Genomic DNA, 21,762 nt, shown 5'->3' with positions numbered 1-21,762 from the left:
TTGTTATTGCTAAAAATAACCTCCCGTTGTTAAAGATTTATTGCTTGTTAGTGATTCATTATTCATTTGTGTAACGGAGAGTTTTGACTATGCGTATATTACCTCTTGCTTTTCTTGTCTGCGGTTTTATTCTGAGCTCTGGAACGATGGCAGCATCTCCGGCAAAGAAAGACGCGCAACAGTCTGTTGATGTACAACAAACTACAGACATTCCTGCGCCGAAGAAGGCCTCACACCCACGAAAGCCAAAGGCTGATAATATCACGCTGCAGCCAGCAGATACGGCCCCGGCGATTGTACGGGATAACGGTGGACGATTTGTGAAAAAGGTGAAAACCCTGCCCGCGCCCGCGCCCGCGCCCGCGCCCGCGCCCGCGCAAAAGCAAAATCCAACCCCCGTCCCAATCCCTGCGCCAAAGTCAGTGCCAACACCGGCAGCAGCTCCAAATGCGACAGAAGCAGGGGCTACAGCAAGGTGTAAAGACGGTTCGTTCAGTCACAGTCAACAACACAGCGGCTCTTGCTCGCGCCATGGTGGCGTGGCGCAGTGGTTGAATTAAGAGGGGGTTAGTCATGGGGATTCTGAGCAGCATTGTGGGGCAATTCTTTCCGGGAGGGGAAGGGCATCTGAACCTGGTCGCTTTTTTATCTTGGGTGCAGGATGCGGGTGGGGTTCCTACTTTGTTGGCACGTTTAAAGACTCTGGAAGAGGGGGAGGGGCTGACGGCAGAGAACCTTACCCATGAGAATATTAGTACTTTGTTCAGCGAAGGTGAATTATCTTCGCTTGCACAGCGTATGGGACTCTCTCGGCCGGATGTTATGGACTGGATTAGTGCACATCTTCCGGCTGTATTGCAGCATTTATCTCCCGAAACCCATCAACTGGGAGGCAGTAATATGCTGGATGTGGCGCTGTCCATATTACGTGAGCGTCTGAAATAGATTACAACTCCCCCTTGCGGTAGGGATGTAAGGGGGAGTTGTATTCTGATTGTGATGACTTCTGGTTATTCAGATGGAGGGTAAACATATGTCGCTGCGTGCACCTGTCGGGTGATTACTAGGTGTTGTTGCTTGCCCAGCGAAAATATCCGTCTCTGACGATTGGTCACCGCAATATGGCGTTCCCTACCAAGTCGCCAATATCATTCCTGCCACTATTGCCGGAAAACTGAAAGACATTGTCAGAGGATCGAACAGTGAGCCGAGGAAATTGATAACTAACGCTGTGGTTTGATACCGACCGCCAGCCCTGAGCTGGTTTTTAAGTCTAAAAAGCGAAAGCCCCGAACTGCTGCAAACAGTCGGTGCTTACTTATTTGCAAAACTGATACGGTGAGAGCCGTGAGTGAAGAATAGCAAAAAATACACCCGAAGGAGGGGAGGGGTTGATGATGATAATCACATCCACCCGTGGCTGCGGTTCTGCGCTGGCGCGGCGATCTTATTGTGTGCGGTACCTAGCCGTAGTGCCGTTCGTAGAGGTTGTTATTCATACAATACGATGAAATCAGCACAGCCTCAGTCCATCCTTTGAGCTTCCTTGCTACCAAGGCTGTTATTTTTGGGTGGCAGTGACAGAGAACCATATAAGGAGTTCAAGCCTGGCTCTCGCCACCGCCATTGTCTGGTGGTAACGCCCTACGCCAGTATAAAGTTGCTATTAACACCTGTGACAGAATTTGCAGGGAATTACCATTGATTGGGTGGCGCATCATCAGACTGACAACAAGAAACCGATGCCGCACCGTTACTCCTTTGAAGAGCAAACGCGAATGTATGGACGGGGGAGTTATGATGTCAATTGGATAAGTGACTTCAACTTGTAAAAAGGCAGCCAGGCTGTTCATCATAAGCAGCCAAGGTATCGCGATTACTGATTTTTGTTGCCAGAATGATTTGTCGACGTGGCTATCATCACTTTTATGTCATTTAGCTGAGAAGTTGTATCTTTAAACCCGGTATCGACCTTGCTATCCAGTTTGTCTATTCGACCATTTAAATGGTCTTCTGAGGTCTGAATACTTCCATTAATTTCTTGGCGTTCTTGTGACATTTCATCAGTAATTCTATTGGATACAGTCCAGGACGTGGCAGCGACAGCAATCACAATGGAGACTATAACTCCGATCAAACCCAACCAGAATTCTAATCGCCCAATGCCGTTTTTTTCACCCATATAAGTCTCCTCTTTTCCATCACTTGAACAAGGATTATCTCTACCAATATTTGCATTAGCCCAGGGGTATAAGATATCGCTTGTGAAAATGTATTTGGGGTTTCCTTGCTGAGCGGTGAAAAGTGCTGCAGTTTCATTTAGCTCAGTGGATTGTTCGGGGTCAGGGTCAATATGAAGACATTACTAACATCGGGGTGTATTAATCAACGGGGAGCCGGTCAAATTTAGGGGGCCAGTTTAACTAGTAACACCTATGCCCGAATTTGCAGGGTATTACTACTGAGCGGGTGGTGACACATGGCACTCAAGTAATCTTGACCAGAAACTATGGCTAATAACCCGCCGCAATTACTGAGTTTGGTCCATGTGCCACCATTGGGTGACACAGATCGCCTACGGCATAAACTTATCCCGCGCTGTGTTTATGCAAGCAGCTGGAAAGTAGAAAAGGGAGTTGGGCTATGTCAATAGGGGGAGTTGTTTCGTTGCGGTGATGTCGTGGGGAATGGGGCAAAATGGTTCATCGCACTTTACCGGGGAACGCCGCTTTGATTTTCAGGAAGAAGTAAGCGTTATCTCGGTATCATAAGCCATCCGCTTCATCACCTTTATCTTATTGTACATCCCTTCCAGCACGCTGGTATTCAACCTGTGTCTGGCACTCGCGATGATGCCACCGGCATATCCTTTCAGCTTCTCGGCGAGGTGTTGCAACGCCTTTATTCCGCTTTCCCGGGACTGTCTGTCCCGGAACAAGGAGCAAAGGTTAGCATTCATAGTGACAGTTAGGGGGGGGGCGAATACAAACCTAAACGTTCTGACTGCTGTTTTCTATTGGTTCATGCTAAGACGCGATGAACCAAAAAAATTCCCGCAAAGTGAATTTGGTTTGTCGGAACTGAGATTCATTTTTGCTATAATGTTTTGGCTTTTTGTCATGCCTGAACAAGCTTTTACGTAAATATGTTTTACCCCCCCCAAAAAACTTCATAACTCCCTCTGGGTTGTTGCAGAATGCTTGGTAATGGTAGGGGGAGGCAATGATTTGTTGTTTAGTTTTTCGCTGAGGAGGTGACTGGTTAAAAAATAAACTTGATTATTCCAGTCTCCCTATCGGAGCGTATTTTCGTTGCAGTGAATCCCACTATGCGTCGGGGGGGGGGACAGCGGAATTTAGACTGGCCCCCTGAATCTCCAGACACTTCGACCCACCTTAAATTAATGACTAGTCTTAAAACTAGTCATTAGATTAGTTGGGAGATAAGCATGATCGAAGAGTTGCTCGGACCAGAACGCCGCAGGCGCCGTTCTCCACAGGAAAAAATATCCATTGTCCAGGAAACGCTTCAGCCTGGCATGACGGTATCCCATGTCGAACGGCTTCATGGTTAAATGCAAACCAGATCTTCGCCTGGCGAAAGCAGTACCAGGAAGGTAGCCTCACCGCAATCATGGCTGGCTAAGATGTTGTTCCCGCCTCAGAGCTTGCGGCGGCGGTGAAACAAATCAAAGAGCTACAGTGCCTGCTGGGTAAAAAACCATGGAGAACGAGCTGCTGAAGGAAGCTGTCGAGTATGGTCGCCCAAAAAGTGGATAGCGCACGTGCCCTTATTGCCCGGGGATGGCGACTGAGCTTCGTCAGCCGCTGTCTTCAGGTCTCGCGTGCGCACTTATATACCCTGAAGCATCGTCCCGATAACTGGCAGGACGAGAGATAAAAGCGCCAGGCCGATGACGCCGATGTGCTTGAGCGGATCAATGGCGTTATCGGTGAAGTGCCGACCTACGGTTACCGTCGAGTCTGGGCATTACTGCGCCGCCAATCGGAGACACAGGAGCTGGCCGTCGTCAATGCAAAACGGGTGTACCGGATCATGTGCCAGCATTCACTGTTGTTGGGACGAAAACCCAGAGTGCGGTCGGCAGGTCGAGCGCATACAGGTAAGGTGGCAGTCAATGAAAGTAACCGGCGGTGGTGTTCTGACGGCTTCGAGTTCCGCTGTGATAACGGTGAAAAACTCCGCGTCACCTTCGCCCTGGACTGTTGTGACCGCGAAGCACTTCACTGGGCCGCCGGCACAGGCGGCTTCGACAGTGACACTGTTCAGGACGTGATGCTGGGTGCGGTGGAACGTCGCTTCGGACAACACCTGCCGCCAGACCCAATCGAGTGGCTGACAGACAATGGCCCAGCCTACAGAGCGCATGATACCCGGCGGTTCGCCCGGTTGCTGGGGCTGAAGCCGAAAAGAACAGCGGTGCGTAGCCCGGAGAGTAATAGCATGGCAGAAAGCTTCGTGAAGACGATGAAGCGTGACTACATCAGCGTTATACCGCGTCCGGATGCGCGTACTGCAGTGCAGAATCTGGCGATGGCGTTCGAACATTATAACGAATGGCATCCGCACAGTGCGTTAGGCTGCTACCGTTCGCAGCGAGAATATCTGCGACGCCGGTAGACCTAAATAAGAGAGTCGAAGAGTCTAGAGTTCTAGAGTTACAGGGGCAAATCCAGAATTTCTAACCGGGAATTTGCTTAAAAGATCTCGAGCCACGGTGGCTGGCCAACGGCTCACTGGGAGGCACCCAGCACTGCAACACTGATTTATGCTCTGGTACTGTTAGGGAGAAGTACAACAGTACCAGAGCATTCCATGACGTCGGAACCAGCGAGTGAGCGCACCTCGGTAGGTAGGGGGATAGGGGGGCTCTGTGGTGCATGCGTAGGCTTATATGTAACAGATAGCTACCGAACAATACCAGTGTCCTGAGAAAGTGCAGCAAGTCGGAGATCGGCGCCGGCCAGTACGTCCCATAACGAGTACTAGCTAACCACCGGAATTTTTACTCCCAGTATATGTAACTTATAATTGCTTTCGGGGATGCATGACGCTGTGACATTTGTCACGTTTTAGCTGAATATATTTGCAATTATCTAACTCCCGTTTGATAGTAAATGTTTATATTTCTAATGGTAATGATTTGAGGGGTAAATGACTAAAATATATACTACATGGGATGCGAATGAAACTCAGATTTATGATCAGCAATGTGGTGACAAGACTGAAATAGACTCTGATTTTAATAAAAATATCGGCACTGGTTTTATTATGGATGCCGTTGGAAAATCTTTGAAGTTGAAAGATAGTGTTGGTGTTTTTTGGCCAGTTTCCCCCCACTGATCCAAATGAACTGGCAGATGCGGTGACAGAGTTTGGTATTTTCTCTGGAATGTTTTCTTACGCGAGTGGTATGAGTGTTTTTATGGGGCAGCAGCGGCCTTTCAAACTGACATCACAGCGTGATGGTTCAATGAAAATAACAGTGGATAGTAAGTTAAATACTGCATCAAACGAAGACTCGAATGGTTCTGTGGATGTTGAAATGTATGATACATCGATGCTGAGCTTATCTTGTTCTATTTTCGAATGGGGTGGTCGATTTTCCACTTATGACAGTACTAAGTTAGATATTTTTACTCCTAGGGTTATTCCTTACGATAGTTTGACTGAATTACTTGGTAAACATCACAACAAACAATATAATGGTTACAAAGGATCAGTGGATAGTTTCTATTTTTGATGGGACCCCTCAACTTAATATAATGGCGTACTCTGTGGGAGGGGACCCACTACAAAGCCGTGATGCTGAAGCCGCGTATCCTAAAGGGATTATTGATTTCGCTTCATCCAGCAAGGGGAGCGTTGCTATTGATATGCCTTCGGCCAGTGCATTTACTCTGTCGCTTTTAAATCAGAGGGGGACCTTCTCTCTCGATGGTCGGGTTATTGACATGCGAACGGATGGACAATTTAAAGTTGGGTATGCTGAAAATGTGCAGAGAGGTGATTTTACGACGCAAACTATGGTAATTACCAAAGAGCGCTAATGTAAGCGAGTGCACTGGCATGGGCAGTTCCTGCAGATCTTTCCCCCTCAAACATCCCGTACCTCATGCCAGTCAAGGGATGTGTGCACATGAGTTTCAGGCAAACGTGCCACATCTGCAGACGGGCTGCTCTGCTGCTGTCGTGGTCAAGAAATGGGGCCAGGGACATCAGGAGCACGGACATCGCGCAGCGCGGTCTAGGTCAACATCAGCACCACGATATGTCAGATACAGGTGCCTGCGTATTACTCGCCAGCCAGCCACGGTTATCAGGCCGGACACCAGCACCACACCCAGCAGCCCGACCGTACTGGGTCCAGAATAAACACCGCAACAGCAGACAGAAAACGTCTCTGCCCGGAAAAGAGCCAACGGTGCTGGCTTAGTGCCAGCATCGTCGGCAGGAAACTGGCCACCTGGCGAAAGCCGTCGGAGGGACGCATGTCACTTTGCTGGGGGAGCCAGTGCGCATAGCCCGCCGGCCAGAGCACCTTCTTTACATAAGGCCTGTGACAATCAGGGCATATGCCGAGAATGCAGCCAGTTCCTCAGACACCCGACAGGCCGAAAGCCACAGCAGAAAAACACTGCCACACCACATCATGATCACGTGGGTTACTGCACGCCAGGTGTCGCTCCCGGGGGGGGCATCCACAGCAAGGGAAGGGAGAAAATAAGGAAAGACAGCAGCAACGGCGGACGGGAAAAAACTATCCGCCCGCTGAACACCATGACCAGGAACAGCAATCCCGGTAATACTCAGCCGGTATATTCCGGTATCATCGTATCTGCAGGCAGCAGTGATCGCCAGGGCAGGTTAATGAGCAGATAGGGCACTGCAACGAGTATCAGTTTTGTAACCCGCTCTGAATTTGAGTTATACGACTGTGCCAGTTTGGCTGGTAACTTAAGATCGTGGATGAATGAACCGAATATTTGAGGCGGAGACGTGGTGCTGCTAATAACAGCATTCCCGCAAGGGAGTTGAAGATCTTAACCTACGGGCGACCTTGAGATGGAGTGTTGCATGATATTACGTTTTTCATTTAATGCTTGTTTAGGGACTCGTTGTTACTAATTTCCCTCTTTGCTATGAGGCGTGGGTAACATGAGAAAATTAATTTTGATGATGTCAGTTTTGATTGTGATGTTTTTTGGCTTGTTTTCCTTATGGAAATTAAAAAATATTGCATGCCCACCATTATGTACAAACGTCGGTTTTTGTAAGCATTTACCTTGATGATGCGTGTGCGGTTGTAAGCACATCCGTTTTAATTCCAGACGCTTTTTGATAGTTCCGGTTTTTCAGCCATCAACCGGTACTCTTCCGGCGTCAGGTTGTTCAGTTATTAATGAGACCGCTCGCTGTTATATTTAGTTCGCCAGCGCTCCGTAATTTTCCGAGCTCCATTCAGGGTTCTGAACAGATAAAAATTCAGTATCTTCGTCCGGTATGTCCGGTTAAAGCGGTCGATAAAGGCATTCTGTTTCGGCTTACCGGGCTTAATAAACTTCAGCATGGCACCATGTTCTTCAGCCCATTGTGTCAGTGAGATAAGTTCTGGAACGTTGCCCATTCGCATCTTTAGCGGATAACCTCGGTTTGCCACTATTCTGTCCAGAACCCGTAGCATGCGCTGCGATACTTATCGCCAGCGCTTCGCGGTTAAAGTTATTCACCACATTGAAAGTCCGGAAGCCTCTGCTACAGAGCAGGGCATCGTGCATAAAATCTCTGGGCCAGCTCTGATTAAGCGGCTTCAGATGTAGCTAATGGCACCGGGTTACGGACAGGCAAACGCTGCTTTCCCTTGCGACGAAAATTCAGTTTCAACAGACAGTAAATCCGGTGTACTCGCTTATAATTCCAGTTATGTCCCTGACTGCGGATCACCGAAACAGCTTCTTAAAACCGTCTCGCGGAGAACGTTATACCAGCTTAGTCAGTGCCAGGATCACTGGTTTATCACGCCCGGTATCAGTACACTGCCCAGCCCAGCCCAGCCCAGCCCAGCCCAGCCCAGCCCAGCCCAGCCCAGCCCAGCCCAGCCCAGCCCAGCCCAGCGATAACGTCCTGCAGGCCTGGCGTAAACTCATGGCAAATTACGGGGTCAAAGAGCCTACGAGTTCACACTTTATCATCGCTGGTTTTAACGTTTTTTCGATGACGTCTTTTAACGTGCAACATTTCAGGCTGGGATCGACAAACATCTGTTTGAGTCGCCGGTTTTTGTCTTCTAGATCTTTGATATTTTTGATATCAGAGGCTTTCATACTTTGCTTGTCAGTTGTAGTACGAAGCTTCCGATCTTCCGGCTTGGCTTCAACAGACTTCAGAACGGCGATGATAATGTGATGTTCGGTGAATCGAGCTTTACGCATAGCGCTCTCCTCAGGGGGGATCATCAGTGTGCCGGAAGCTCTCTAAAAATGAATTAGCCGTTTTGTAGGGATGCTTACATACCCAGCGATATATTTATCAGACGGTAGTGATTACCGCTAGCATGTTGCATTTTGTAACACATAATGGTCTTGTACTGATTAATCATCCATTCATAAGATTAATTTCACATTAAAATGTGTTTATGAAATAAGGATAATTTTATGGTTGATGAAGTCGATCTTGCCCAAGAGCTCGAAACAGAGCGAATGAATCGCTTGCTGGCGAATAGAACCAGAGAGTCACTTTCGTTCATAGGAATGTGCCACAACTGTCTTGACCCATTAGCTGAAGCTCATTTTTGTGATGTCGATTGTCGTGATGATTATGAGAAGCGGCTTCGGTTCCAAAAATAAAAACGTTTCTGATAGCGTTGTCTTAACGGTTCTAACAAGTTGTAGAAGTATGCAAGCATTGGACTGACCCCACCCCGGTAGACGATCCTGCCCTATAGTTTGAGCATAGCAACTGTCTTTCGAGTCCGATTACGAAGTATGTTGGTGATACAACGGATCCCATGCTTCATTATTTTTCAGCATTGCGTTCAGGATGGTCAGTAGTTTTCTGATGCAGGCGGTCAGTGCAACCTTTTTGGGTTTCCCTGCGGCAACGAGGCGTGTATAGAACTCTTTAATTACTGGGGCGTGCCTCGTCCCGACCAGGGCTGACATATAGAGAGCTGTTCGGACGGAGGCTCGCCCTCCGAATACCGTTCGGCGACCGCGCATCGTGCCGGAATCCCTGTTTACTGGAGCAACTCCAATAAGCGCACTAATTTCACGTCGTGACAACGTTCCAAGTTCCGGAATTTCAGCCAGCAGCACGGCAACAGTCGCTGCACCCACACCTTTAACGGCGCTCAATAATGCAGATAATTCACTGAAATTTTTCGAAATATAGGCTGACATTTCAGCTTCTATACGCGCTATTTCACTTTTCAATACCGAAATAATAAATCTGATACTTTCATGATTCTGATGATGCGATGGATGCAATCTGTTCCGCTCAGCGGTAAGCATGATCGTTAATTGTCGGCGTCTGACCACCATTGCTGCCAGCAACTGCCTGTGAACATCAGGTAAGGGGCGAATATATTTTTCCCTCTCAGGATGCTGGTTAATAACTTTTGCCATTTGTAGCAGGACTCTGGCATCTATTTGGTCGGTCTTAGCCAGATAGCCCATTGCGCGAGCAAAATCTCGCGCCTGTCGGGGATTGATAACAACCACATCGAAACCTTCAGACTGAAGATAGCCAGCCACACCAGACTCAAGTCCCCCGGTGGCTTCCATCAGGATCAGTTGAGTTTTTAACTCTTTGAGTATCTGATTAAAACCGGCATCTTCATTTGGCATAGTGAATGGCTGGGCAATACTGCTGATTGCAATATCCAGAGTGCTTTTCGAAACATCAATGCCTGCGCAATGTTGATTTGACACGCTCATCTATACCCCTCCTTGCAAATACGATGTGAAGTTCAGACAACTGTTCGGGCTTCAGATGAACGGCTCAGCCTGTGCGTCAGTCGCTATGCTGCGGGCTTGAATAACCCCAGGAGGAATCGGGCTACACGGGCTTTGCCAAATCTAAGTCAGAACATAGTAATCCACTTTCAAGATACAAGGGGGAGCATATGGACACACCACGATTTACACCTGAATTTAAGGAAGAAGCCGTCCGTCAGATAACGGAACGCGGTTATTCCGTTGCCGAATTATCTGACCGTCTGGGCGTTTCTGCGCACAGTCTCTACAAGTGGCTATGGGCTATCAAGCCTGATAACAGCGAACAGCATGCCCGGGATTTACTGGAAGCCAAAAGCGAGATCCTGAAACTACGGGCACAGCTAAAACGTACCGAAGAAGAACGGGATATCCTGAAAAAGGCCGCGCGGTACTTTGCAAGGGAGCCCGACTGAAGTACCGCTTTATCAATGAGCACCGCACTGTATGGGGTGTGATGACTATGTGCCGGGTACTGAATGTCGCCCGGACCGGGTTCTATGCGTGGCTGCACAACCCGGTCTCGGCGCGTGATAAAGATAACCTGCGTCTGCTGATACTTATCCGCGACTCATATTCACTGAGCGGAGGCGTATACGGTTACCGGCGAGTTCATGGCGATCTGAACGAAATCGGGGAAACCTGCGGTAAAAACCGGGTGGGTCGTATTATGCAACTGAACCGGATCAAAGCTGTACGCGGCTATAAAGCGCCACGCCGTATCGCCGGCCGACCTTCAGTGGTAGCTCCTAATCGCGTACAGCGGCAGTTTACCGTTGTTCGGGCCAATCAGGTCTGGGTCACCGACATCACTTATATCCGGACCTGGCAGGGATGGTTGTATCTGGCGGTGGTTATCGACCTCTTTGCCCGTAACGTGGTGGGTTGGTCGATGAAGCCGACCCTCTCACGCGAACTGGCATTGGATGCGCTGATGATGGCGGTCTGGCGACGTAAACCGGACAGCGAAGTCATCGTGCACTCAGACCAGGGCAGCCAGTACGGCAGCGACGACTGGCAACGGTTCTGTCGGGCCAATAACCTAGCACCCAGTATGAGCCCGGCGTGGCAACTGTTGGGATAATGCGGTGGCCGAATCGTTCTTCAGTTCACTAAAAAAAGAACGCATCAGGAAGAGAATATACAAAACTCGGGATCTGGCTCGGGCAGATATCTTCGATTACATTGAAGTGTTCTACAACCGGGCCCTGCGTCACAGCCACTTCGGCGGTGTCAGTCCGGAGGCCTTTGAACAGGCCTCGTCGTGAGGACAGGATATGTCTACGGTCGTGGGGGCAGTCCACATCTAGTAAAACGTGTTATAGTTAATAGAACTTACGACACACTGCCAATTACTTAGTCTGATTTGACGTAAATATCGCTATATTGGGGGGGGCGAACGAAAGCCATCGCCGGAAAACGATGGCTTAGATGCTACCAAGATAAGAATGGGGATTCTAGCTCTTCTTCTTGTGGAGGGGGAACAGCGGTTTGCCACACGCTGGCAAACCTAGCTGCATTGCTTGCTGTGTAATGCACTGTGTGGCGTATATTTCGATGCCCTAGATAATCTTGGATCAGACGAGTATCTAATCCCTGTTCAGCTAATTCGTACCCACATGCATGACGTAGCATATGTGGGTGAACTTGGAGATTGAGCCCGGCCCGTTGCCCGTATAGGTGGAGCTGTTTACAGAACCCTTGGCGTGTCAGTTGTTTCCCATGGACGGAAAGAAATAACCATTCGTTATTTTTTTTGTTATACATGTGGCGTAGAACTAGCCATTTATTGAGCAAAGATAACTCCCTGGGAAGTAGTGGGTGAGTGGTGCTGAGACCATTTTTGAGGCGCCGGATATAAATCTTCCCACTCAAAAAATCAATATCTGTCATTTTTAGCCCGATGAGTTCACTGACTCTACAGCCATGAATGAAGCACATTAGGATCATGCAGCGGTCTCGTATGCAGTGTTTGGCGCCTGCCGTGGCCTTAAAAATCTGCTGAACCTCCTTGTAAGTGAGATACAAGCGTTTACTCATTATAGGTAGTACCCCTTGCTTACTATTGGGTTTTTAGTTACTACCAGATGTAATTATTATTGTCAATTGTTTGTTTTTGTTATGTGTAGTGCATTTGATTTGTGGGCAAGTATACGATTATTTAATTTTTTGCTAGCGAATGTGGTTAATATGGTATTATGCAAGTTTTTAAATGAATGGGGGGAATCGCAAATGCATTCATTGATGCTGTGGCTAGATTCCTCATTGATTGACATACTCCGATGTTAGTAATGTCTTCATAAGCAACATGAGGACGTCCCATGATGGAGCGTTTTCCCGATAAACATATCATCAGTGTTCTCCGCAAGGCTGAATCCGGGGGACAGCCAGTGAACTCTGCCGTAGGTATGCCATCTCCGACGCCGCCTTACTACTCTTGGCGTAAAAAGTTTGGCGGCATGGAAGTGCCAGATGTTAAACGTTTGAAGACTTCTCGAAGAAGGGAACACTCGCCTGCAGAAGTTGCTTGCAAGGAGGCGCTTCAGGTGGCTTTGGGGATTAAAGTACTGACGATAGACCAGAAGCGGGAAGCAGTGGGAGTGATGTGTGACGCGATGGGTCTGTCGCAATGTTGTGCTAGCCGTCTATGTCAACATGCTGTCATGAAGCACCGCGGCTGGCAGTTGATGCTCGCTTATCTGAATGTATCACTGAATTGACACTTGGGCGCAGACGTTTTGGCTACCGGTGCATATGGAAGATTCTGCGGCGTGAAGGGCTTTACATTAATGCAGGTGTTTATCATCTGCTAGGGTTTGAAATAATTTCAGGTGATGTCGTAAATTTCAAGTCTTCAGGTGACACGTATTCTGGATAGAATTGCACTGTTTCATCATTATCCGGCGACGACGATAAGGGCCGAATTTACCTGCCAGGTGCCGGATCAATGGGCTTTTGAACATGGTGGGGTTGCGGCTTATTCAGTCGGACAGGCCGACACAGAACTGATTTATTGAAAAAATTAATGAGCGTATATTTCAGATGTTATTGGAAGATGGACATTGGTATGTAAAATGCCAAATTGATAGGAGTAGTGCTATACCTGCTGTTGTTAATATTGCATTTTTGTTTTCTTGTTGATTACCTTGGTGGTTTGCGAAGGAATGAAATAGTGTTAAAGATAAAGGGTGGTAATCAGGTGAATATGTTTTTTATACGCTTTCTATGAGAGAGGGAAGGTGAATTGATGTTGTAAGTGATAATGTGATTGCCAAACTCAACATTGTAAAATTAATTGATTGTATCTTAATTGATTTTTTACTGTTCTATTTAAGTTGATAGTCAGAAGTATGTGTCTTAGGGGCGGCAATGTCAACGTGAGAGCATGTTGCTCTATGAGTGTCTGGGGTCGTAAGGATGTTTATAGTTGTCGAGCTTAGCCTTAATAACTGATTTTTTGTAATCTTGTTTGGGTGTTATATGGTTTGGTGGCTATTAGTGAAGGGAGTGTAACTATTACCAATGTTGCAGTTTTTCTTAAGGTTGGAAATGGAAAAGTAAGATTTAATCTGATTAGTTATACGTATTTTGTGTTATTTCATGCTGGAAGTGAGTGTGACAATATTATGAGCCCCTTTATTACTGCAAATAAATAGATGGTTTTTATTCTCTTTCTGGTTAATATCCAGATGTAAATCTTTGGTTTTCTGTTGTTGTCCGTTCTGTTTTTATTGAGGTTTTTAATGGTTTTATAATTATGTTTCCTTGGGTTTTAGAGTCGCCTCACTATTATTATCTAAATCGGATATTGTAACTAAAGTTAATGTTCTTCTTTTAATATCAGATCACTCTTACAACTCACAATAATCACAGGCGTTATCAATACAAGAGAAAAAGTGCGCGGCTAAATATAATTGACTGTACTCATATGGATCGCTTAAGCTAATCCCGTTGTACTGTCGTCTCCGGACGACCACCAATGTTCAGTGGGTCCGTGATGAGCGCCTTCGGGTGACCCTGCTGTCGATAGGCAGCCACCAATGATCTGGCCATCTGCGAGGATCGCCTTCGGGTGATGGCAAAAGAAAGCTTCCGTAGCCTGAGAGGGAGCACGCCAAGTATGGTGTGGTACATCTGTCCGCCTTTGGGAGCAGATATCGCCTGCATAACGTAGTATTCGGGGCGGTTAAGGCTGCTGAAAAGTCATCACAATGCCATGGCCTCTTAGCTTGGCACACATCTACATCTGGCAGTCCTTGCCTGAAGAATTTAGTCGCAACAGACTGATATCGCTTACTTCTTTAAAGCTGTTAAGGCCTTTATGACGTGTTGCTGACGATGCGACTTTTGAACGCACGTATAAGGCCATTTGGTACATTTGGCCGCTTACGTGAGTCTCATTAGGAGCAGAGGAGCGCGCGTCACTTGTGAAGTGGCGAAGACACTACCAAGTGACGCGCGTAGCGCATAACGTCTCAACCCACGTACGACGTGGCTTTCAACGTTTAACTACCATCTGACCAACATGTAGTCTGTGTCAGTACGGTTTAAACACTCATTCACTTCAACGTAATTACGACGGAAAACACCGTTTTGAACGTTTCACTATCTAAAAGGAGGAAATCGACTCGGTATCGATGGCGACACTACGAACAGTAGTGTTGGAGGCAGCTTGATGAAAGTCAGCTCTGCATTAGCAGCAAACGGATCAGGGATCTGGGGTGCCTCGCAAGAACTCAACATTTCGCCGCCCCGATGCACAGATACCAGTCGAGACGCAGGAAGCGCAAAAGCAACCGTGTCGTCGGGGTTGAAATTACTGAGGTACAGATCCGTCTGCTTCTTTTAAAGCAGAAGGACGTGTATCCCATTGGAGATGTTAATATGTCCAGATTCGGTAAACAGCTGGGAAAACAACTTGTCACGCTTGCTCGTCAGGGTCGAGGGAGTTTTAAAACCGTTGCTGACCGTTCCAGAATTGCAGACCGTTTTTCTGAACGTCTGGCAAAGTTAAATATTCAAATTCGGGATGTAAAACACATCAAGACCACCCATATCGAAAAGTACATTCATAGCCGGCAGGCTGAAAATATATCGCTTCGCACATTGCAAAACGAGATGGCAGCTGTGCGCTCAATCATGTCAGCTGCGGGGCGGAATAAACTGGCTGATCCCAACCATGAGAAATTGAGTAACCAGGCTTTAGGGATTTCAGGTGCTAACCGTGATGGAAAAAAAGCCCCTATTTCGGATGAAAAGTTAACTGCTGTCATCAATCACGTCATAAAAAAAGATGCAGGGGTAGCATTGGGTGTTCAGTTGTCTCGCTATGTAGGTTTGCGAACGGAAGAAACGGTTCAGTCAGCAAAGTCAGTAAAAACATGGCGACAGGCTTTAATTAATGGAGACGAGCGTGTTCGGGTTGTGTTTGGCACGAAAGGAGGTCGTCCTCGTGATACGACCATTTTTAATCGTGAGAAGGTTTTATCTATTTTAGAGGCGGCAATAAAACATTGTGATGAACACAATGGGAAACTGATTGATAAGCCTTCATTGCATACAGCAATAGAACGGTACAGAAATATTGTTCGTGAAGCTGGAATGACAGGGAAAGATGCTCCCCATAGTTTGCGATACGCGTATTCACGTGATGCGGTGACTTATCATGTTTAAAATGGAATGAGTCGTGTAGAAGCAGAGGCATTGGTATCGATGGATTTGGGCCATGGTGATGGTCGAGGTCGTTATATTAAGCAAGTCTATTTCAAAGGTGATGTGGAGTAACGGATTAATTGCATTTAGTATGCGGGATTTTATTAATTTAAAATTTTATCAATTGTATGCGTGAATATGATGGTTTGTGCATGACGGTCGCAGCTCTCACAGGGCTGCGACCTCGAAATAATAATGGTGCTGAGACGTTATGTTATTAGGATAATAGGAAATATTATTCCAAAAACAGGTGTTCATGGTCTCTTGACAGATCAGCGATTTGCTCGGAAAATAAACATGCTTACTCGTTGTCTTCGGACAACCACCAATGCTCAATGGGTCTGTGATGAGCGCCTTCGGGTGACCTAGCTGTCAGTCGACAGCCACCAATGATCCTGTCACTTGTGAGGATCGCCTTCGGGTAGTGGCAAAAAACGTTTCCGTAGCTTGAAAGGAAGCACGCCGTTTACGGTGTAGTACATCTGCCCGCCTTTGAGAGTAGATGTCATCGTAGTTTTGATGAACAAGGCTTAACTTTCTTACCTATGATGATTGTGCGTGACGCAATCAAATCCCAAGGGAAATACCTTTCCCTTGGGAGCGGTGTTTCCCTTTTTTACAGGAGAAACACCATGTCTTCTTTTACTTCTTCAGTTGTTCCTGATTTCTTCTCAACCCTGCACCGTGTCAAATCGGCTGTCCAGCGAATACCTTTTCGCATGGCGCCGCCGCGTTTTACTGACTGGTACGTCAATGCAGCCGGTAATTTTGCCGTTCGCGCGCATGTTATCTGCAGTGATGATGGTTCGGTCAGCGCGTTACTGACGCTGCGCAAAGGTTGGTACAAAGGCGAATACACCTACGCAAGCACCCATGTTGTGCTGTCTTGCAAGCATACCGAGCGCAGAAAAGCTGAACCGCCCCGGTTTTTTTGGAGAGTTTTTAGTCCGGAAGCTCAGGCTGCCAGACCATTATTTGTACTGGAAGCATAATAGGCATTTTCAGCTTCTACCGGCGGTATGTGTCCTAGCCGTTCCAGTAACCTTCTATTGTTGAACCAGTCCACCCACGCCAGTGTCGCAAGCTCCACTTCCGCGTGGTTTTTCCAGCTCTTACGGTGGATCACTTCCGCTTTGTAAAGGCCATTGATACTCTCGGCCAGGGCATTATCGTAAGAGTCGCCTGTGCTGCCTGTCGACGCCAACAGCTCCGCCTCCTGCAGCCGCTGGGTGTACGCCAGTGACACGTATTGGGAGCCCTTGTCCGAGTGATGGATTGTACCTGAGGGGCGACGTGCCCACAGAGCTTGTTCCAGAGCATCTAGCACGAACCTTGCTTCCATCGACGATGAGACCCGCCAGCCAACGATCGTGCCCGCGAACACATCGATTATGAACGCCACATAGGCGAAGCCCTGCCAGGTGCTAACGTACGTAAAATCTGCACACCAAAGCTGATTGGGACGTTCTGCCACGAACTGGCGGTTTACCAGATCCGCTGCTGCCGCTGTTTTGCGACCGATCGTGGTCTTGATGACTTTGCCACGGAGTACGCCCCGAAGACCTATTATTTTCATCAGGCGTTCAACAGTACACCGGGCAACGCTAAAGCCCTCGCGGAGCAACTGACGCCAGACTTTTCGTGCTCCATAGACACTGTAATTTTCTTCGTAAACGCGTTTTATCTCCTGGCTGATTTGAGCATCGCACTTTTCTCGTTGGCTACATTTCTCAGGATACAGCCGGCGTTGCTGATGCCAGTAATATGTCGACGGGGCAATATCCAGTTCGCGACATACCGGCCCGACCCCGTGTGTACCACTCAGACACTGCATAAGTGGCATTATTTTTTCCAGTGGCGGTCGAGCTCCGCCTGGGCAAAATAAGCTGAGGCCTGGCGCAATATATCATTGCTGCGGCGTAGCTCCCGATTTTCACGCTCCAGTTCTTTTAAACGCTGGCGCTCATTGGTGCTCAGTCCGCCATCATCAGTGTTGACGGGGCTGACACCACCACTGGCATCATTTTTATGCTGGCGCAACCAGGCTCGTAAGGTGTCGTAATGGCACCCGATTTTTGACGATATGGCACGAATGGCATCCGGCTCAGAGTCATACTCATTACGGTGTTCCAACAACATTCTGACAGCGCGCTCACGCAGTTCAGGGGGATAGCGTTTGGCGGATGGTGATTTCATTTTGGGTCTCCTTTCACTGAGAGTTTAGTCTCCAAGAAACCCGGTACGGTTCAAAATCCAACGGCAGGCATTTCAGCCTCTCAATGTCCTGTAGGTTATTTTATGCCGGCATCCGCAGAGCAGCTTTTGAGCACGACCTCTCGTCAGCAGTGTTTACAGCAGCTGTGGGAGAACAGCGCACTGCCCAAAGATCTTTATGAACATTTCTATCTGCAACCCTTGAAGCAGCTTGTTACGCTGATGCAGGTACTTCCGGCCGCGCCTCAGGGGGAGTATGCCAGGGAAGGAGGACTGGTCGATGTTACCCTGCAGACGACGACGTATGCGGTTCGACTGGCCAAAGGGCACATGTTGCCCCCAGGGGCCGCGTCCGAAGAACAATCCGCCCAGAATGTGCAGTGGAATGTCGTGGTGTTTTATGCAGCGCTATGGCACTACCTGCCGCTGTTGACTCAGTTGCAGGGTGAGCTTCAAAGTGGCCGAGCCTGGTTACCTGGTTTGACGGTGCCGGGTGAACCTTACCGTTTTCGCTTCAGAGCCACTCCGTTAGCCCCGACTCTGGCCAGCAGTCAGAACGCAATGATTGCGGCACGACTGCTGCCTGAAGAGCTTATTGAATGGTTGTCAACACTACCAGCGGCGATACATTCGTTGATGACGATAGCGTCCAGGCAACCGAGCACATTACCTGCAATTGACGACATTACTCTGGAGGCGGCCAAACTGGCTCGTGGCGATGGTTTGGCGGTATCGCTTTTGCCGATATTCAACCCCGACACATTAGCAATAACCTTACCGTCAGTGGCGCCGGCGACAGAACATATCACCTCTTCAGTACCCGAGACTGATTTGCAAGGCGCAGTCAGCAGTATCCGTCCTCCTCTCGCTCAGGAGCAACTGCCAGCAGAGACATTAGAACAACCCAACGAAAATGCACCGTTAGTCACGGAAGTGTTACTTAGCTCGGCCCTGGATGCGCCGGTCAACGATAAGCCTTTGGCTGAGATGGCCCTGGCGCCAGAAACGGTGGTTGGTGTGGAAGAAGATATGCAAGCTCTGTTGTCATTAATGGCGGTAGAGGTGTCAGTACCGCCTTGCCTGGATAACCAAGAAGAGGGAAACGCCCCTCAGAAAGAGAGCCTCCTTCCTGAAGAAAAGCAGGGGGCGGTACATGACATAACTACTGTAATTGAAGATGACTGTGTTTTACCAGGCGTAATGGAACCTGAACTACTAAAGAGCACGGACACAACGGCTATTTTAGAGGCTCAACATTTATCAAAGGATCCACGGTTAGAAGAGAATAACGTGGAAGATATTTTGAATGCAGAGAGTAATGTTGGGAACGCATTTCTACAGTGGTTGAGTCTTGGGGTAAAAAAAGAGGATATATCCGTTAATACCATAGGTTCCAGAGCACATATTGTCAGTGGGTTCGTGTTTCTCTGTGTTCCAGATATTTTTCATCTGTATATCAAAGAAAATAATTTGGAGCGTACTGACCGAAATGCTATCCAAAAAGCGTTTGAAAAACTGGGAAGACATCGGATCCGTAAGGGGCAGCGATTCTTTATTGGCCATCTTTATGAAAAGCCTGAGGGGATGGGCACATATCGTCGTATCAATGGTTACCTGATTAAAGCAAATAGTTTGTACGGTGGGACACGCGTGCCAGAGGACAGTCAATTACTCGTTATCCCGTAGTCTTTTGATGCAGGGAGAATCTCATAAATGTTGGGTAAAACTGACGGATTGTGAGTGGATAAATAAACTCATTCGAGGTTATGAAATGAAAAGTGAAGAAAAAATGCACGATGAGTGGGAGTTCTTGCTCGAGGAATATTTTTTCACCAAACAACTACGTGCAGCAACGGAATGGAGTTATAGGAAAGTAGCACTAACATTTACGCGTTTTATTGGCGGAACTATAACACCCGCTATGGTGACGCAAAGGGATGTGTTGCTTTGGCGTCGGCATCTGTTAAAGGAGAAAAATCTTTCGGTAAATACCTGGAACAATAAGGTGGCCCATCTGCGGGCAATATTTAATTTGGGGATTAAAAAAGCGTTGGTTCAGCACGGTGAGAACCCTTTTAATGGAACGGTAGTTCGATCTGATACTAAGAAAAAACGAATATTGACGAAGTCTCAACTGACCCGTCTTTACCTCGTGATGCAACAGTATGAACAGCGGGAGAAGGAGAGAAAACCAGTGAAGGGGGGAAAGTGCGCACTCTACCCTACCTGGTTCTGGATGACGGTATTAGACACATTTCGATATACCGGTATGCGTAATAATCAGATGATCCACATCCGCCTGAGAGATGTGAACATTGAGCAAGGTTGGATCGAACTTCGACTTGAAGGTAGCAAAACACATCGAGAGTGGAAAGTACCGGTGGTTCGTCAATTAAGGGAGCGAATAGAGTTGCTCATGATGCGTGCAATCGAGCGAGGTGCGGGTCAGCATGACATGCTTTTTGATGTCAAACGGTTCACCAATCCACGGAATACACATTACATCTATGACGAGAAAAACGTTCTGCAGTCATTTCGTAGCTTCTATCGTCGGTTGTCCAGGGAGAGTGGTTTCGATATTTCCTCACACCGTTTCCGTCACACACTTGCCACGGAGTTGATGAAATCCCCGGACAGAAATCTAAAACTGGTGAAGGATTTGCTGGGTCACCGTAACGTCAGTACCACAATGGAGTATATCGAATTGGATATGGAAGTAGCAGGAAAAGCACTAGAACAGGAGCTTGTTTTACATACGGATATCACCGCTACGAGAAGCTTACAAAGCTTGACACAGGCATGATTTGCTGTGAATATCACCAGTGATCGAGAAAAGGACGCCTGTGCAGCCACACAGGCATCCTTCTTGAGGAATTCAACTTACAACGTCGCGGTAGTAAACAGTTACTCTGTTATCACTTTGACAAGTCGATTCCGTATTAACCACCCGTTAAAGTTCTCATCCTTTAACCAGTGTGCATTGATGCAGAATTAGTGGTGCCCGGACTCGGAATCGAACCAAGGACACGGGGATTTTCAATCCCCTGCTCTACCGACTGAGCTATCCGGGCAACGGGCAGCATTAAACCGTATTGGCCGAAAGCCGTCAACGGCTTTATGCGTGAAAGACGCTAAAATGCCTCCGGTTGCTGGCTTTTCAGGCAAAGGGCGCAAAAAATGCGCCTGTTGGGGCTATCGCCTCGGGTTGGTGGCGCTGCCAACCCTGCCGGTTCAGCTCAACGCCCCGTTGCGGCGGCACTGCGCCACCTGCAAGATGTCTTCCGCCAGCCGTTTGGCGACCGATACGTCCTGGAGCTGGCGTTTTACCAGCAGTTTGCTCAGGCAGCCTTCCTGAATCAGCTCCATTTGCTGCGCCACCATGTCGGCGTCGTCGGCATCCATGTCGCGCAGCAGTTCGCGGGTCAGCTCCAGCGAGGTCAGCTTTTGCTGCTCCGCCAGCTGGTGGATCGGGTGGTCCGTTTCCGGGAAGAAGCTGCAGGCGGCGATAAACAGGCAGCCGGGATAGCGGTCTTGCTGCACGTATTCCGCCAGCACGTCATAGCGCGCCAGCAGCTTTTGCTGCGGGCTCAGATTTTCGTCCAGCAGCAGCTGGCGGCGCCAGGTGTCTATCTGCTGGCCATGATAGCGAAGGCAGTCGTACAGCAACGCTTCGCGATCCGGCCAGAACCGTTTGAGATCGCCGGGTTGAACGTCGAGTTTTTCCGCCAGCATCTCTAATGTGGCGGTCGCCAGGCCCTGTTGTTCCAACAGGCCCAGCGCGGTATCAAGGACGTGTTCACGTTGCACTTGTGCTTCCTCCCAT

The 21,762-nt window shown here is 48.2% G+C and carries 14 protein-coding genes, 1 tRNA gene, 6 pseudogenes and 1 other annotated feature; of the genes and pseudogenes, 13 read left to right on the top strand and 8 right to left on the bottom strand.

Features of this window, described 5'->3' with window-relative positions; all coding sequences use genetic code 11:
- The first annotated feature begins 89 nt into the window (after positions 1-89).
- Both ACMGGK_RS21905 and ACMGGK_RS21900 read left to right on the top strand, forming a co-directional pair.
- Positions 90-560 (top strand): DUF3761 domain-containing protein, encoded by a 471-nt coding sequence (locus tag ACMGGK_RS21905; RefSeq protein ID WP_420277206.1) that lies wholly within the window; start codon positions 90-92, stop codon positions 558-560.
- Positions 561-573: 13 nt separating this feature from the next.
- Complete coding sequence (locus tag ACMGGK_RS21900; RefSeq protein WP_420277205.1) at positions 574-945, top strand: YidB family protein; 372 nt, start codon at positions 574-576, stop codon at positions 943-945.
- Positions 946-1,876: 931 nt separating this feature from the next.
- Here the strand turns inward: ACMGGK_RS21900 and ACMGGK_RS21895 are convergent.
- Both ACMGGK_RS21895 and ACMGGK_RS21890 read right to left on the bottom strand, forming a co-directional pair.
- Positions 1,877-2,182 (bottom strand): hypothetical protein, encoded by a 306-nt coding sequence (locus tag ACMGGK_RS21895; RefSeq protein WP_420277204.1) that lies wholly within the window; start codon positions 2,180-2,182, stop codon positions 1,877-1,879.
- A 520-nt stretch (positions 2,183-2,702) separates the two neighbouring features.
- Positions 2,703-2,923, bottom strand: a pseudogene (locus tag ACMGGK_RS21890) (transposase); the annotation flags it as partial.
- 525 nt (positions 2,924-3,448) lie between these two features.
- Here ACMGGK_RS21890 and ACMGGK_RS21885 point away from each other — a divergent pair.
- The 4 genes and pseudogenes from ACMGGK_RS21885 to ACMGGK_RS21870 all read left to right on the top strand — a co-directional run bounded on the left by ACMGGK_RS21885 (position 3,449) and on the right by ACMGGK_RS21870 (position 6,071).
- Positions 3,449-4,641, top strand: a pseudogene (locus ACMGGK_RS21885) (IS3 family transposase).
- Positions 4,642-5,175: 534 nt separating this feature from the next.
- On the top strand, positions 5,176-5,364 hold the full coding sequence (locus ACMGGK_RS21880) for a hypothetical protein (protein ID WP_420277203.1): 189 nt from the start codon (positions 5,176-5,178) through the stop codon (positions 5,362-5,364).
- A complete protein-coding gene (locus ACMGGK_RS21875; RefSeq protein ID WP_420277202.1) occupies positions 5,336-5,764 on the top strand; it encodes a hypothetical protein in 429 nt (142 codons plus the stop codon). The genes ACMGGK_RS21880 and ACMGGK_RS21875 overlap by 29 nt, the downstream gene beginning before the upstream one ends.
- Before the next feature lie 34 nt (positions 5,765-5,798).
- Entirely contained in the window at positions 5,799-6,071 is a 273-nt protein-coding gene (locus tag ACMGGK_RS21870) for a hypothetical protein (protein WP_420277201.1), read from the top strand.
- A gap of 1,271 nt (positions 6,072-7,342) precedes the next feature.
- Here the strand turns inward: ACMGGK_RS21870 and ACMGGK_RS21865 are convergent.
- Positions 7,343-8,453, bottom strand: a pseudogene (locus ACMGGK_RS21865) (integrase core domain-containing protein).
- A gap of 222 nt (positions 8,454-8,675) precedes the next feature.
- Here ACMGGK_RS21865 and ACMGGK_RS21860 point away from each other — a divergent pair.
- On the top strand, positions 8,676-8,867 hold the full coding sequence (locus ACMGGK_RS21860) for a hypothetical protein (protein ID WP_420277200.1): 192 nt from the start codon (positions 8,676-8,678) through the stop codon (positions 8,865-8,867).
- Between the two features lie 129 nt (positions 8,868-8,996).
- Here ACMGGK_RS21860 and ACMGGK_RS21855 read toward each other — a convergent pair whose 3' ends face one another.
- Entirely contained in the window at positions 8,997-9,956 is a 960-nt protein-coding gene (locus tag ACMGGK_RS21855) for an IS110 family transposase (RefSeq protein WP_420277199.1), read from the bottom strand.
- Positions 9,957-10,144: 188 nt separating this feature from the next.
- Here ACMGGK_RS21855 and ACMGGK_RS21850 point away from each other — a divergent pair.
- Positions 10,145-11,281 (top strand): annotated as a pseudogene (locus ACMGGK_RS21850) (IS3 family transposase).
- 166 nt (positions 11,282-11,447) lie between these two features.
- Here the strand turns inward: ACMGGK_RS21850 and ACMGGK_RS21845 are convergent.
- On the bottom strand, positions 11,448-12,053 hold the full coding sequence (locus ACMGGK_RS21845; RefSeq protein ID WP_420277198.1) for a tyrosine-type DNA invertase: 606 nt from the start codon (positions 12,051-12,053) through the stop codon (positions 11,448-11,450).
- 281 nt (positions 12,054-12,334) lie between these two features.
- Here ACMGGK_RS21845 and ACMGGK_RS21840 point away from each other — a divergent pair.
- From ACMGGK_RS21840 to ACMGGK_RS21830, 3 genes and pseudogenes are all read left to right on the top strand, one after another.
- Positions 12,335-13,082: pseudogene (locus tag ACMGGK_RS21840) on the top strand (transposase); the annotation flags it as partial.
- Positions 13,083-14,897: 1,815 nt separating this feature from the next.
- Positions 14,898-15,797 (top strand): annotated as a pseudogene (locus ACMGGK_RS21835) (integrase domain-containing protein).
- Between the two features lie 560 nt (positions 15,798-16,357).
- Positions 16,358-16,717 carry a hypothetical protein gene (locus tag ACMGGK_RS21830; protein WP_420277197.1) on the top strand — a complete coding sequence of 120 codons (360 nt, stop codon included), beginning with the start codon at positions 16,358-16,360 and terminating at the stop codon, positions 16,715-16,717.
- Here ACMGGK_RS21830 and ACMGGK_RS21825 read toward each other — a convergent pair.
- Positions 16,681-17,921 (bottom strand): IS3 family transposase gene (locus tag ACMGGK_RS21825; RefSeq protein ID WP_420276929.1). Its coding sequence is split into 2 segments (ribosomal slippage): positions 16,681-17,606 and positions 17,606-17,921, totalling 1,242 coding nucleotides; the frame shifts between segments, so codons are not numbered across the junction. The two genes, ACMGGK_RS21830 and ACMGGK_RS21825, sit on opposite strands and share 37 nt — an antisense overlap.
- Positions 17,497-17,613 (bottom strand) — a sequence feature (AL1L pseudoknot). It overlaps the preceding gene by 117 nt.
- A 102-nt stretch (positions 17,922-18,023) precedes the next feature.
- On the opposite strand from ACMGGK_RS21825, the gene ACMGGK_RS21820 reads away from it, so the two are divergent.
- The gene (locus ACMGGK_RS21820) at positions 18,024-19,625 is read left to right on the top strand and encodes a TraI domain-containing protein (protein ID WP_420277196.1); all 1,602 of its coding nucleotides are present in this window, start codon (positions 18,024-18,026) and stop codon (positions 19,623-19,625) included.
- 85 nt (positions 19,626-19,710) lie between these two features.
- The gene (locus tag ACMGGK_RS21815; RefSeq protein ID WP_080352509.1) at positions 19,711-20,742 is read left to right on the top strand and encodes a tyrosine-type recombinase/integrase; all 1,032 of its coding nucleotides are present in this window, start codon (positions 19,711-19,713) and stop codon (positions 20,740-20,742) included.
- A 192-nt stretch (positions 20,743-20,934) separates the two neighbouring features.
- Here ACMGGK_RS21815 and ACMGGK_RS21810 read toward each other — a convergent pair.
- Both ACMGGK_RS21810 and dicD read right to left on the bottom strand, forming a co-directional pair.
- Positions 20,935-21,010, bottom strand: a tRNA-Phe gene (locus tag ACMGGK_RS21810).
- A gap of 160 nt (positions 21,011-21,170) precedes the next feature.
- The gene (gene dicD / locus ACMGGK_RS21805) at positions 21,171-21,746 is read right to left on the bottom strand and encodes a division control transcriptional repressor DicD (RefSeq protein WP_015376374.1); all 576 of its coding nucleotides are present in this window, start codon (positions 21,744-21,746) and stop codon (positions 21,171-21,173) included.
- Between the last annotated feature and the right edge of the window lie 16 nt (positions 21,747-21,762).

The sequence above is a fragment of the Serratia sp. BNK-33-b genome (assembly GCF_048684565.1).
Taxonomy (GTDB): Bacteria; Pseudomonadota; Gammaproteobacteria; order Enterobacterales; family Enterobacteriaceae; genus Serratia; species Serratia marcescens.
The sequence above is the reverse complement of the archived record's forward strand: the minus strand, read 5'-3'. Positions and strand labels throughout refer to the sequence as shown.